The sequence below is a fragment of the Nocardia sp. NPDC004604 genome (genome assembly GCF_040609795.1).
In the GTDB taxonomy this organism is placed as follows: Bacteria; Actinomycetota; Actinomycetes; order Mycobacteriales; family Mycobacteriaceae; genus Nocardia.
Map to the genome: position 1 here is coordinate 16,286 of NZ_JBEXLC010000111.1, position 13,252 is coordinate 29,537.

Annotated in this window: 12 protein-coding genes and 1 pseudogene; 8 read left to right on the top strand and 5 right to left on the bottom strand. The window is 65.9% G+C overall.

The window, feature by feature from the left end; all coding sequences use genetic code 11:
- Positions 1-146: 146 nt before the first annotated feature.
- From ABZW16_RS31600 to ABZW16_RS31610, 3 genes are all read left to right on the top strand, one after another.
- A complete protein-coding gene (locus ABZW16_RS31600; RefSeq protein WP_354959746.1) occupies positions 147-1,580 on the top strand; it encodes a carboxyl transferase domain-containing protein in 1,434 nt (477 codons plus the stop codon).
- A 159-nt stretch (positions 1,581-1,739) separates the two neighbouring features.
- A complete protein-coding gene (gene dctA / locus ABZW16_RS31605) occupies positions 1,740-3,149 on the top strand; it encodes a C4-dicarboxylate transporter DctA (protein WP_354959747.1) in 1,410 nt (469 codons plus the stop codon).
- A gap of 53 nt (positions 3,150-3,202) precedes the next feature.
- Positions 3,203-3,673 (top strand): helix-turn-helix domain-containing protein, encoded by a 471-nt coding sequence (locus tag ABZW16_RS31610; protein ID WP_354959748.1) that lies wholly within the window; start codon positions 3,203-3,205, stop codon positions 3,671-3,673.
- Positions 3,674-4,041: 368 nt separating this feature from the next.
- On the opposite strand, the gene ABZW16_RS31615 is transcribed toward ABZW16_RS31610, so the two are convergent.
- A complete protein-coding gene (locus ABZW16_RS31615; RefSeq protein WP_354959749.1) occupies positions 4,042-4,737 on the bottom strand; it encodes a nitroreductase in 696 nt (231 codons plus the stop codon).
- A 669-nt stretch (positions 4,738-5,406) separates the two neighbouring features.
- On the opposite strand from ABZW16_RS31615, the gene ABZW16_RS31620 reads away from it, so the two are divergent.
- The 3 genes from ABZW16_RS31620 to ABZW16_RS31630 are packed head-to-tail and all read left to right on the top strand — an operon-like array spanning position 5,407 to position 9,368.
- Positions 5,407-6,330, top strand: coding sequence for an SGNH/GDSL hydrolase family protein (locus ABZW16_RS31620; protein WP_354959750.1), 924 nt, complete (start codon positions 5,407-5,409; stop codon positions 6,328-6,330).
- Positions 6,327-7,565, top strand: a complete 1,239-nt coding sequence (locus ABZW16_RS31625; RefSeq protein ID WP_354959751.1) for an acyltransferase — start codon at positions 6,327-6,329, stop codon at positions 7,563-7,565. Before ABZW16_RS31620 ends, ABZW16_RS31625 begins: the two co-directional genes overlap by 4 nt.
- A gap of 18 nt (positions 7,566-7,583) precedes the next feature.
- Positions 7,584-9,368, top strand: coding sequence for an N-6 DNA methylase (locus tag ABZW16_RS31630; RefSeq protein ID WP_354959752.1), 1,785 nt, complete (start codon positions 7,584-7,586; stop codon positions 9,366-9,368).
- Between the two features lie 4 nt (positions 9,369-9,372).
- Here ABZW16_RS31630 and ABZW16_RS31635 read toward each other — a convergent pair whose 3' ends face one another.
- From ABZW16_RS31635 to ABZW16_RS31650, 4 genes are all read right to left on the bottom strand, one after another.
- Positions 9,373-10,020: a TetR/AcrR family transcriptional regulator gene (locus ABZW16_RS31635; protein ID WP_354959753.1), complete on the bottom strand. Its 648-nt coding sequence runs from the start codon at positions 10,018-10,020 to the stop codon at positions 9,373-9,375.
- 168 nt (positions 10,021-10,188) lie between these two features.
- Positions 10,189-10,374 (bottom strand): hypothetical protein, encoded by a 186-nt coding sequence (locus ABZW16_RS31640; protein ID WP_354959754.1) that lies wholly within the window; start codon positions 10,372-10,374, stop codon positions 10,189-10,191.
- A gap of 158 nt (positions 10,375-10,532) precedes the next feature.
- Positions 10,533-11,048, bottom strand: a complete 516-nt coding sequence (locus ABZW16_RS31645; protein ID WP_354959755.1) for a gamma carbonic anhydrase family protein — start codon at positions 11,046-11,048, stop codon at positions 10,533-10,535.
- The gene (locus tag ABZW16_RS31650; RefSeq protein WP_354959756.1) at positions 11,045-12,028 is read right to left on the bottom strand and encodes a helix-turn-helix domain-containing protein; all 984 of its coding nucleotides are present in this window, start codon (positions 12,026-12,028) and stop codon (positions 11,045-11,047) included. Before ABZW16_RS31650 ends, ABZW16_RS31645 begins: the two co-directional genes overlap by 4 nt.
- Positions 12,029-12,100: 72 nt before the next feature.
- Between ABZW16_RS31650 and ABZW16_RS31655 the strand changes: the two genes are divergently transcribed.
- Complete coding sequence (locus ABZW16_RS31655; protein ID WP_354959757.1) at positions 12,101-12,868, top strand: MBL fold metallo-hydrolase; 768 nt, start codon at positions 12,101-12,103, stop codon at positions 12,866-12,868.
- A gap of 75 nt (positions 12,869-12,943) precedes the next feature.
- Positions 12,944-13,252, top strand: a pseudogene (locus ABZW16_RS31660) (alanine dehydrogenase); the annotation flags it as partial.

Here is a 13,252-nt window from a genome sequence, read left to right on the forward strand (position 1 = left end):
CGCCTCCGGGGCTTGACCGCACAGACTGGCTGACTGCACAACGATCCCGGTGGGGTCGACCAACGCCAATGTCGGTCGACCCCACCGGTGTTCGACATACGCAGCCGCGGTAGCGGCGCACTGCCTTGAGGTGAGGAGAAAACGCGATGACAATTGTGGCTCCCGCGTTTCGACCAGAAACTGCGACCGATCCGCGTGATCCGCTCGGTCGGCTCCAACGCTTCTTCGACCCGGGAACCGTTCTGCCGCTGCACCCGCGCGACAAGTCCGGTGTGCTGGCCGCGATCGGCGAGGTGGATGGTGTCCGCACCGTTGCCTACTGTTCCGATGCCACCGTCATGGGCGGCGCGATGGGCGTGGAGGGCTGCAAGCACATTGTCGACGCGATCGAAACCGCCATCGATTCCGGCATTCCGGTAGTCGGCATTTGGCATTCCGGCGGCGCTCGCCTGGCCGAGGGTGTCGAGGCGCTGCACGCGGTCGGGCTGGTCTTCGAGGCCATGGTCCGCGCGTCGGGTCTGGTACCGCAGATTTCGGTGGTACTCGGCTTCGCGGCCGGTGGCGCCGCCTACGGTCCGGCGCTGACCGACATCGTGATCATGGCGCCGGAGGGGCGGGTCTTCGTGACCGGTCCCGATGTGGTGCGCAGTGTGACCGGTGAGCAAGTCGATATGGCGACCCTCGGTGGTCCGGAGACGCACGGCAAGAAGTCCGGTGTCACCCACATCGTGGCCAATGACGAGGCCGATGCGCTGCACCGCGGTCGTCGCCTGGTATCGATGTTCGCCGAGCAGGGCGAATTCGATCTGATCGCCGCCGCACACGGTGACGTCGATCTGAAGGCGATGATGCCGGAGTCGGCCAAGCGCGCCTACGACGTGAAGCCGATCGTCCACGAGCTGCTCGACAACGTCGACGGTGAGTCCTCGTTCGAGGAGCTGCAGGGTGGTTACGCGCGCAGCATTGTCACCGGTCTCGGACGGCTCGGCGGGCGCACCGTGGGTGTGCTGGCCAATAACCCGATTCGCCTCGGTGGCTGCCTGAACTCCGAAAGTGCCGAGAAGGCCGCGCGTTTCGTGCGGTTGTGCGACGCGTTCGGTATTCCGCTGGTGGTGCTTACCGATGTGCCCGGGTATCTGCCGGGTGTCAGCATGGAGTGGGAGGGTGTGGTGCGCCGCGGTGCCAAGCTGCTGCACGCGTTCGCCGAGGCCCGCGTCCCACGCGTCACGCTGGTGACCCGCAAGATCTACGGTGGCGCCTACATCGCGATGAATGCCCGGTCGCTGGGCGCGACCGCGGTGTACGCGTGGCCCGGCTCCGAGGTCGCCGTCATGGGCGCCAAGGCCGCGGTCGGCATCCTGCACAAGAAGGCACTTGCGGCCGCGCCGGAGGACGAGCGTGCGGCGCTGCACGAGCGTCTGACGGTCGAGCACGAGCGCATCGCCGGTGGTGTCGAGCGGGCGATTGCGATCGGTGTGGTGGACGAGGTCATCGACCCGGCCAAGACGCGCAGCACCATTGCCGCGGCACTGGCGGCGGCGCCGGTGCGCAAGAGTCACCACAAGAACATTCCGCTGTAAATCCAGTAGCGGAAGCGGGTCTCGGGATTTCCCGGGGCCCGCTTTTCGTTCGTAATGTTCTCCGCGTCCGACCTGGGGTGACAGGCATATATCGATCGGGTTTCCGCTCAGCAATATTGTTGAAACTTTGGTGATACGCATCGCTCGTACGTTGCGCGCATGAGCGTGACGATCGAATCCGCCGCATCGACAGACCCGGTGCGCAAACCGCCTTGGTACCGTTCGCTTTTCCTGCAGCTGTTGGTGGCGATCGTGGCCGGAATTCTGGTCGGCAAGCTGTGGCCCGACTTCGGTGCGGATCTCAAACCGCTGGCCGATGGGTTCATCAAGCTGATCAAGATGGTGATCGCGCCGATCATCTTCTGCACGGTGGTACTCGGCATCGCCCATGTGGGAGATATGAAGGCGGTGGGGCGGATCGGGGTGAAGGCCCTGGTCTACTTCGAGGTGATCACGACCTTCGCGCTGCTGTTCGGTCTGGTGGTAGGCAATCTCGTAGAACCGGGCGCGGGATTTCATGTCGACGCGCAGACGTTGGCGACCGGTGCGGAGAAGATCGCGAAGACCACCAAGAACGGCGAGCTGCCGCATACCGTCGACTTTTTGCTGAATATTATTCCGGCGTCGGTGATTTCGGCATTTGCGGAGAATGCGCTGCTGCAGGTGTTGTTCTTCGCGGTGCTGTTCGGGTTGGCGCTGGCGAAGTTCGGGGAGCGCTCGGGGATGACAGCCGACGGAGTCGCCGGGGTGGGCAAGCGAGTGCCGCCGGTGATTCTGGAGGCCGTGGATCACATCGGGAAGATCTTTTTCACGATCATCGGCTGGATCATGAAATTGGCGCCGATCGGTGCGTTCGGCGCGATGGCCTATATCGTTGGGCAGTACGGACTTTCCGCGCTGAGCAGTTACGGCAAGCTGATCGCCTGTTGTTACGGGGCGGCGGTGCTGTTCCTGCTGGTGCTCGCGGTGGTGGTGCGGGTTTTTGCGGGTGTGAGCCTGTGGAAGCTCATCAAATACATCAAGGATGAGCTGTTCCTTGCGCTCGGCACCGCGTCGACCGAGGTGGTGCTGCCGCGGATCATGATCAAGCTGACCGAGGCCGGATGTTCGCGGGCCACCACCGGGCTGGTGATACCGACCGGGTACTCGTTCAATCTCGATGGCGCGACGCTGTATCTGTCCATCTGCGTGCTGTTCCTGGCGCAGGCGCTCGGTGTGGATCTGAGTCTCGGGGAGCAGATCACGGCGGTCGGCGTGTTGATGTTGACTTCGAAAGGCATGGCGGGGGTTCCGGGGTCGTCATTCCTTGCGCTCTCGGCGACGATCACCGCCATCGGGCACGGGGCGATTCCGGTGGCGGCGGTTGCACTGTTGCTCGGGGCCGATCGGCTGATGGATTCGATGCGGGTCACGGTGAATCTGCTCGGCAATTGCGTTGCGACGTTTGTGGTGGCGAAGTGGGAGGGGCAATTGGATTCGGAGCGAATGCGCAAGGTGCTGGATGGAGAACAGGTGCCGCCGTTGCAGGACGCTGATCCGATGGTCGCGTATTCGGCGGAGGCGGGCTGAGGATCGGCGGGGAAAGCCGCCGCGGGGCAACGACCGATCGGTAGCATCGACAGGTGCGCTACGAGGAACTTGCCGATGAGCCGTGTTCGATCACGCGGCCCCTGGTGATCCTGGGCGACCGCTGGACCTTGGTGATCCTGAAGTACGCGTTCGCGGGCGTGCGGCGGTTCAACGCGTTCCAGAGCGCGCTCGGTATCTCTCGGAGTCGGCTACAGGATCGCCTCGACCGGCTGATCGAACACGGAATCCTGGTCAAGCAGAAGGCGGCCGTCGGTGCGCACGAAGAGTACCGGCTGACGCCCAAGGGGCACGATATCTACCCGATCCTGATGGCGATCCGGGACTGGGGTGATACATACATGGCCCCCGACGGGCCGCCGGTCGCATACCGGCACCGCGGGTGCGCCGGCGAGGCGCATGTCTCCCTCCAATGCGATTGCTGCAGCGCCGAACTCACCGCCCGGGATATCACACCGGAACCGGGCCCCGGAATGACGGAGACGCCCGGACGTCAGGCGGGTTGACCGCCTCGGATTTGGCTCGCGCATTCCGAATGAGCGCCTCGCACAGGTTGTAGAGGCTGTTGCCGAAAACGCCGTACGTGCGATCGTGCCGTCACACCGACCGTCCAAAATCACCTTGCGGCGGGCATGATTGCGCCTCAGCCGTCCATACAGGCACGTGACCTGTGCCACGGCCAAAAACCGCGCCAATTCGGCAACAGGCTCCGTCCCCTGTGCGAGGCGCTCATCGGCAGTGCGGCAGCTCGATTATGAACTGAGGCGGGTCTTTTCGGTGGGGTGTCGCGGATGTGCGGCGGTCGGTCTGCCGGTTGATTTCTAGGGCTCGGCCCACACATGAGGAGGGCTCTCGTCGGCGTTCGTTGTGTGGGTCACGCGGTGTGCCAGGTGGCGACCTGATCGAGGGCTTCGCGGGTGGTTCGGAAGGCGTTGACCGGGTGATTCGGATTCGGATAGCCGAAGGAGATGGCGGCGATCACTCGGCGGTGCGCTGGGAGATCGAAATAGGTACGTAGGAAGGGGGAGTAGGAGGCGAGGGCGGCTTGCGGGGCGGCGCCGAGGCCGAGGCTCTGGGCGGCGAGTAGGAAGGTGCCGATGTAGAGGCCGCAATCGATGGCGCCGTAGACGCCGAGATCGGCCTCGGTGGTGATGATGGCGACGTGCGGGGCGTCGAAGAGTTCGAAGTTGCGCCGTGCCTGGCGCATGGTGCCCGTGTGATCGCCCTTCACGATGCCGACACTGTCGTAGAGTCGCAGCCCGCATTCGCGTCGGCGATCGCGGTACACGCCGGTGTACTGCGCGGGAAATGCGAAATCCGGTTCCGGCGTCGCGGTCGCGATGTGTTCGAGAAGTTCCGTGCGGAAGCGGTCGGTGCCGGCGCCCTCGGTGACGACGACCTGCCAGGGCTGGGTGTTGCACCAGGAGGGGGTGCGCTGGGCCAGCCGCAGTAGGGCCTCGATGGTGTCGCGGGGGATCTGGTCGGTCTCGAACTGTCGGCAGGTCCACCGGTCGTCGAGGATGCGGCTCAAGGCCGTGAACTCGTCGGTCTGCAGGCTGGTCGGGCTCATGCGGCACCCTCTCGAATATGGTCTTATTTCGAGACTGAACGTTAGCAGTTATGGTCTCGTTTCGGAACTGGAAATCGGGCGGACCTGGGTGCATGTGGTGGGGTGGTGCTATCGCGGAATTGATTGGTTCGCAGTGTGGTACGCGATGCGCCAGACACTGGAAGTGGGGGTTTGGCGGGGGAGGTAATTCGGTGAAAGATGCCATACGGGTCCGACTCGACTTGTACTCTCCGGGCTGGACTGAAATGCTGCTACTCCTCATCTCTAGAACGGGGAACGTGTTGAAGGTTTGTCTCGCGGCCGTATTCGCCTGCGGTGCGGTGCTTCTCGGCGCCACCGCATGCAGTAGCGGGACCGAATCGCATGGCGATCACACCCCGACCAGTGCGTCGACGACCGCGGTAGCGTCGACCAGCGCGGTCGCGCCGTCGAGTAGTGCGCCCGAGGCCCCTGCCCCCGCACCGCAAGTGGTGCCCGCGCCGGAAGCGACGTCGCTAGCGCCGCCCGCGCCGGAGCCGCAAGTGGCACCGGCACCGCAAGTGGCACCGGCACCGCAAGCGCCACCAGCGGCTCAGACGGCACCGCAGCCGGAACCGGCAAAGCCAGCACCCACATTGACCGCGCCCGGATTCGAACCGCGCGCGGGCTACTGATAGCGGAGTGATCGTTTTGACCAGCAAGCTTTCTCGTCGTTGTGCCCGGTGGCTCGGGGCGATTACGGCGAGCGTCGCTGCCGCGGCCTGGGTGCCCGCGGCAACGCAAGCGGCTCCGGCCGCGGCACCGGGCAGTGCCCTGGTGACGCTCGGAGATTCCTTCACCGCCAACGGCTTCCGATGGGAAGTGGATGCGAAGGAGTGTCTGCGCGGACCCGCCTCCTGGCCGACGCAGCTGAGCCAATTGATGGGTGTCGCGGGTAGTCCGGACTTCGTGGACGCGTCGTGCTCCGGTGCGGCCATTCAGACCGAGCGGGGCTATTCGCTGGTTCAGGAGGCGATCAATGCCGATAAGGCGGGTGCGTTCGGCCCGCGGACCAAGCTGATCGCAGTGCAGTTCGGGCTCAACGACAACTGGGGCACGAGCGGGACCACGCTGTGGACCTCGCTGATCCCGTGCGTATTCAACCTCGCCGACGGATGTGGGCTGGAGGCGGCCGAGCAGGGCCGGATCACCGACTATCGGGGCGTATCCGGCACTGACTATGCCCAGCGCATCCGCGAGGTGGTCGAATATCTGCGCTATTACGCGCCGCAGGCGAAGATCGTGCTGGTCGGCTATCCCGAACTGTTCCCGGCCGGGCAGGATTTCGCGTGTATCAGCGTGCTCGGCGTCGGGCAGTATGTACAGCCGAGGGGCGCGGCGCTGGTCCAGTATCTGGATCGCATCAATGCGGCGCAGCGGGACGCGGCGGCGCAGCTCGGGATCGAATTCTTCGATTCCAGGGCGGTGACCGCCGGGCACGGATTGTGTTCGGCGCAGCCATGGTTGAACGGTGCGCTCGATCCGCGTGCGGATCTGGTCGGGATTCCGTTCCATCCCTCGGCGCACGGTGATTCGGTGGTCGCGGGAGCACTGTACGAGCGGTACGGCAAGTGACCCAGCAGCGGCCCGCCCTGCCGTCGCTGACCGGGGCGCGGTGGTGGGCCGCATTCGCGGTATTCCTGTTGCACGCCTTGGTGTTTCTGCCGGTCTATCCGTTTCAGAAGTCCGAGTTGTTCCGGCATATCCATCAGGTGATGCCGATGCAGTTGGGCGCGGCGGGGGTCACGTTCTTCTTCGTGCTCTCCGGATTCATCATCTATTGGTCGTTTCGGCCGGGGAATTCGGTGCCGCGGTTCTACTGGCGGCGAGTGCTGAAGATCTACCCGACGCATCTGGTGGCGACGGCGGCGTTCATCGTGATCGCGAGTGTGCCGCTGTCCAGGTTGGTGGTCTGGGTACCGAACGTACTGCTCATCCACACCTGGGTGCCGAAGTGGACGACGGTCGGCGGGCTCAATGTGCCATCGTGGTCGCTGGTCGCGGAAATGCTGTTCTACCTGAGCTTTCCGCTCGCACTGCCAGTGGTGCGGCGCATTCGCGGCGATCGGGTGTGGTGGGTGATGGCGGGGCTGCTCGTGGTGATCCTCGCGCTGCACACGGCATACTTCCTCTGGGTTCCCGGACCGAAGGGCATCGAGAATGCCTTTGCGCCACGGCTTGTTCCGGGGGATGTATCGCCATACTTCGAGTTGCACGCGTCACCGGCGTGGTTCGCCCAGCCGGATATCCCTGTCGCTCCGGCCTATTGGCTCAGTTACACATTTCCACTGTCGCGGTTGCCCGAATTCTTCCTCGGGGTGTTCGCCGCGCGGCTGGTGCTGGAGGGGCGTTGGCGCAATACGCGGCTGACCTGGCCGCTGCTGGCATTGGCCGTCGCCTTCGCCGCCACCTGGGTGGTTCCGGTGAACTACAAAATGTCGGCGCTGCTGCTCGCGCCGATGACCGCGGTGGTCGCGACGCTGGCCGCGCGCGATCTGGCCGGTATGCGCGGGCTGAATGCCTCGCCCCGAATGGTTTGGTTCGGCAATATCTCCTTCGCCTTCTATCTGATCCAGTTCCCGGTGATGGTGCTGATCACCCGGCTGTTCATCGGCGGCAGACAGTTCGGCCTGTTCGGCTGGCTGGGGTTCGCCGCATTGAGCCTGATCGTCGCGACGGCGGCGGCCGCGGCGATCTACCACTGGGTGGACGAACCACTCATGCGCCGCTTCTCCGGACGCCGCACCGCGGGCCCGCCCGCGACTTCGGGGGAACCGGTCGACCGCGTTTCCGCCGTGGTTGGGTCATGACGAGGCAGAATCCCTGGCATGAATCCCGGGGACCCTGCCGCGCGCGACCGCAAACGGCACGGTAGGCACTACACGCCCCCTGCCCTGGCGCGCTTTCTCGCACAGCGGCTGGTCGCGCATATGCCGCGACCCGGTGGTACCGGGCAGGCGCCGCACGAGGGTGGGGTATTGCGGGTGCTCGACCCGGCCTGTGGGGACGGTGAACTGCTGCTCGCGCTGCATCGGGTGGCCGGTGAGGTGTTGCCGGGGGTGCGGGTGGAGTTGGTCGGATATGACCTGGACCGAGCCGGGGTGGCGATGGCGCGGGATCGGGCGGAGGCCGCGGGGGTTGCGGTCGAGTGGCATATCGGCGACTTCCTGACGGCATCGGCGGTGATCGCGGACGGGTCGTTCGATGCGATCATCACCAATCCGCCGTATGTGCGGACGCAGCAGTTGGGTGGGCCGACCGCCCAGCTGCTCAGCAAGCAGTTCGGATTGCGCGGCCGGATCGACCTCACCCACCCGTTCGTCGCGATCGCGCCGCGGCTGCTGCGGCCGGACGGGGTGCTCGGATTGTTATGCGCCAACCGGTTTCTCACCACCAAGGCGGGTGCGAATATTCGCAGTCTGCTGCTCACCGAGCTGTCTCCGGTCGAACTGTACGACCTGGGCGATACCAAACTTTTCGAGGCGGCGGTGCTGCCCGCCGTCACCATTGCCACCCGCACGTCGTCTCGCGTCGTCTGCCGCCACGTCTCGGCCTATGAGGTCGACACCATCGAAACTGTCAGTGGAACAGATCTTTTCGAGGCCCTGACCGCCGAAGGCAGCCACTCCGTCAACCATGGCGGACGCATCTTCGCAGTCGAGGTCGGCGCCTTGGCAACCGGCGATCAGACGGCGACCAGCGGTCGGACATCGGGTCAGTGGGGTGACGGTGTGGATGGGGGTACGGGGGCTTCGGGGGCCGGTGATGGGGGCGGAAAGAGGGCGTGGCGGATGTCGCGGCCCGGGGTGGATGGGTGGTTGGGGGAGGTGGAGGCGGGGACCTGGCGGACATTCGGGGAGGTGGGGCGGATTCGGGTGGGGATCAAGACGACTGCGGATCGGGTGTTCATCTCCGATCGCTGGGCGGAGCTGGAGCTGCGGCCGGAGGGGGAGTTGCTATTCGATTTGATCACCCATCACGATGTCGAGCCGTGGCGGATTTCGCGGGAGCGTGACACCAGGGTGCTGTATCCGTACGACACTTCCGAGCCCACACGAATACCGGTTGATCTGCGGGACTTTCCCAGGGCCGCAGCGTATTTGGAGGAGAATCGAGAGACTCTGGCCGGTCGGAAGTATCTGACCGGCAGTGGCCGGGAGTGGTTCGAGATCTGGGTGCCGCAGCGGCCGCATTTGTGGCGGGTGCCGAAGGTGGTATTTCCCGATATCAGCGAGCGGCCGCGGTTCGCCTTGGATCGGTCGGGGGCGGTGGTGAACGGGGACTGCTACTGGATGTCGCTGGCCGACCTCGGGGTGGACGGTGCGGCCGAACGGCTCGCGTATTTGCTGATGGGCGTGGCGAATTCGGCACTCGGGCTGCGGTTCTACGATGCGGTTTGCGGGAATCGGCTGTATTCGGGGCGGCGGCGGTGGATCACCCAGTACGTCTCGCGGCTGCCGCTGCCGGATCCGACGACGATGCGGGCGGGCGGGGTCGTCGAGCTGGTCAGGGAGTTCGTCGACGGTGGGCGGGAACCGGACGCGAATTCGCTACGACTGCTCGATGAGTGGGTGGCGGCCGCATTCGGGCCGCGAGTATACGAAATGCGTTGAGTGCCTAGCGCTTCAGAGTGCTGACGCCGGGTCGGGCGGCGGTGCGGACACCGACCATCGGCAGCAGTGTGCGTCGCGCGAATGCGCGACCCGCCGTCACATCATCGATCGGAATGAGCCCATCGGGTGTCAGCGCGAGTGAGAGCGCCAGCCGCGCCATGATCTCGGCGACGAGTTCGAAGTCGAAGTCGTCGTCGGCACCGCTGCGGAGTTCGCGCAGCTTCTCCGCCAGATAGGTGCGCCCGACCGCGATGATCGGTCCGGCGTCGGTGGTGAGCCGGGGCAGGATGAGGTCGGGTTCGGTCCGCAGCAGCCTGCACAACAGTTCGTTGCCAGCGATCTCGGTGATCACCGCCACGAAGATCTCGACCAGCTGTTCCTCGACGCCCTCGACCTTCTGCACCCGCTTGTCGATCTCGGCGACGAAGCGCTGTGCCTCACGCACGCTGACCGCCTCGACCAGGTCGTTCTTCGATTCGTACCGGCGATACAGCGTAGCCGGGCTGATTCCGGCGCGCCGGGCGATCTCGCCCATGCTGGTGCGTTTGATGCCGAAGTCCAGGAATGCCGACAGCGCGCTCTCCAGCAGCTTCTCGCCATCGCTGACGGGCTTTTCCAGGATGCGCTGGAGGATGGGCGGGACGGTCGGCATCGAGTCTCCAGTCGTATCGGCTCGGACGCCGATGGTGGCTGGGCGTCGCGACGGTGCGGGTGATCGGTGTTCATTATTTCACCGGGTCGCGACGGGTCGGCCGGGGATCGGCTCCAGAGGTCGACAGGAGTGCTATCGCTCGACGGTTCGGCGAGCGTGCGCGCGTGATCAGTGCCGCGGCAGATCCAGCTCCGCCATCTCTTGTTCGATCGCATTGGCGGCGAAATCCACTCCGCTGGAGCGCAACTCGTGAACCCGTCGCTGTAGCGCCTCGATCCCGCCCGGCTGGGCCGCGATATCGGCCACGCTGATCCGCCCCGACGGCCGGTGCATACCCTGCTGCACGTACGCCACCGTGATACCTCCTGCCTGCACGCTACGCAGCCCACCATCCCGGCGGGCTCACTACAGGCCACTCGACAGCAGCGTCGGCGGGAGATCCCGGGACACCGGGCACGCTGGCAAAATGTTATCAGCGATTCCGATGGGACATTTGATCAGTGTGGTCTGTCTCACACTTGCTTGGCGACCCGGTGGTTGGCCATGTTGTGAAGGTACACGGCACCATTGAGCCGAATGCCGTCCTGTTCGGCCTCGCTCAATTCCCTGCGCACCTTACCGGGCACACCCGCGACCAGCGAGCCGGGCGGAATCTGGGCGCCCTCCGGAATCAGAGCGTTCGCGGCGATCAGACTGCCCGCACCGATGACCGCGCCATTGAGCACCGTCGCGCCCATGCCGACGAGCACATCGTCACCGACGGTGCAGCCGTGCAGGATCGCGTTGTGCCCCACCGAAACTCCGGTGCCGACGGTGAGCGGGAAGCCGGGGTCGGCGTGCAGCACGCAGCCGTCCTGAATATTGGTGCGCGCGCCGACGCTGATCGCCTCCAGATCGCCACGCAGCACCGCGCTGTACCAAATGCTCACCTCGGCGGCCAGTCGCACGCGTCCGATCACGGTCGCGTTCGGTGCGATCCACGCGGTGTCGTCGATCTCCGGCGTGTGTCCGCTTACCTCGATCCTCATGCCGAAAACCTAGACGACGAGATCGGCGACACCGTAGGGGTCCCCGAGAACAGCGCGCGGTGCGCGGCCGGACTGGTGCCGAGGATGCGGTGGAAGTGGTGGCGCAGGCTGACCGCGGTGCCGAAGCCGGTCTCGGCCGCGATGCGGTCCATGGTGTCGGTGGTGGATTCGAGCAGCAGCCTGGCCCGGTCGGCGCGCTGGTGCAGCAGCCACTGCTGCGGACTGCTGCCGGTGCGATCGCGGAAGCGGCGGGTGAAGGTGCGCCGCGACATGAGCGCGACGCGGGCCCAGCCGTCCAGATCGATCGGTTCGCCGAGATTGGTTCGCGCCCAGACCATTGCGCGCTCGATCGGATCGTCGTCGGCGGCGTCGGGCACCGCAACCGGAATGTATTGGGCCTGGGATCCGCTGCGATGCGGTGCGGTCACCAGCGCCCTGGCCAATTCGGTGGCGGCCCGGCTGCCCAGATCGCCGCGTACCAGGTGCAGGCAGCAGTCGAGTGCGGCGGCGACGCCCGCGGAGGTGACGATATCGCCGAGATCCGACCAGAGCGTATCGGCGCGAACCCGGACCGCGGGATAGGCGGCGGCGAGGTCGTCGGCCGCAGCCCAATGGGTGGTGATCTCGCGGCCGTCCGCCAAACCGCTCGCCGCCACCGCGAAGGCGCCCAGGCACAGGCCGACGATCCGGGCACCGCGGGCGTGGGCACGGTGCAGTGCGTCGCGCAGGCCGTCCGAAATGGCCTTATCGCGCTGCCAACTCGGGATGACCACCAGGTCGGCCCGCTCGAAGGCGTCGAGTCCGGTGTCCACGACGATGTCGAATCCGGCGGGTGTCCGCAGGGTGCCGGGGCGCTCTGCGCACACCTCGACGCGGTAGTCGGGGCTGCCCTCGGCGCCGACGCGGCCGAAGACCAGCGTCGGCACGGACAGGTGGAAGGGGATGACGCCATCGAAGGCGAGGACGGCGACGATACGCATGGCCCGATCTTATCGCTGGGCGGCTCACGGGCCACTTTTGATCACTCAGGGCGGTCGGCAAATATTGATCGCATGACCGAGACGATCGAACGCACCACAGTCGAAGCCCTGCACATCGGCGGGCCCACCCTGCGCTTCCGGTACGGCAAGCTGACCTGGCTCACCGACCCCACCTTCGATGCTCCCGGCGACTACCCGGGTCCGATCACCCTGCACAAGCTGACCGGCCCGGCGGTATCGGCCGATGCGGTGGGGCCGGTGGACGTGGTGCTGCTCTCACATGATCAGCACGCGGACAATCTCGACGTCTCGGGTCGTGAGTTCCTGACGAGGGTGCCGACCGTGCTCTCGACCACGGACGCGGCCGGACGCATCAACGGTGTTCGGGGACTGGAGAACTGGGAGACCGTCACGGTGGGTGATGTGCGCGTGACGGGTGTGCCCGCACTGCACGGGCCCGAAGGGTGCGAACCGCTGAGCGGGATGGTCACCGGGTTCGTACTGCAGGCCGATGATCAGCCGACCGTGTACGTCTCCGGGGACAATGCCTCGGTGGCGCTGGTCGAGCAGATCGTGCAGCGGATCGGGCGGATCGATATCGCCGTCCTCAATGTCGGGGGCGCGAATGTCGGGCGGTTCGGCGACGCCGATGTGACGCTGAACGGGCGCACCGCACTCGAGGCCGCCGAATTGCTCGGTGATGCGGCGGTCGTCGCCGTGCACGGCGAGGGATGGCACCATTTCAGCGAGCCGCTGGACTACCTGGTCCGCAACTTCGAATACGCCGGACGGGCCGCTCAGCTGCGGATCCCGCGCTTGGGCCAGCCGTTCGAGGTATAGCCGCGCGGTGGCGAACTGCCTCGGTAGCGCGCGGCGTTCATGGCGAAGCTCCGGTCCATGGTCCACGATGGCGATATGAGGATCGCAGTTCCGCGGGAGGTCAAGGAACAGGAGTTTCGGGTGGCGCTGACCCCGGCCGGTGCCGGGGAACTGGTGCGGCACGGGCACGAGGTGCTGATCCAGACCGGCGCAGGGGTGGGGTCGGGGTTTCCGGATGCGGAGTACGTCGCCGCGGGTGTCCGGATGGTGCCCGGCGCCGATCAGGTGTGGCGGGAGGGCGAGCTGGTACTGAAGGTCAAGGAGCCGATCGCCCAGGAGTATCCGCGGATGCGGCGCGAGCAGGTGCTGTTCACCTATCTGCATCTGGCCGCGTCGCGGGAGTGC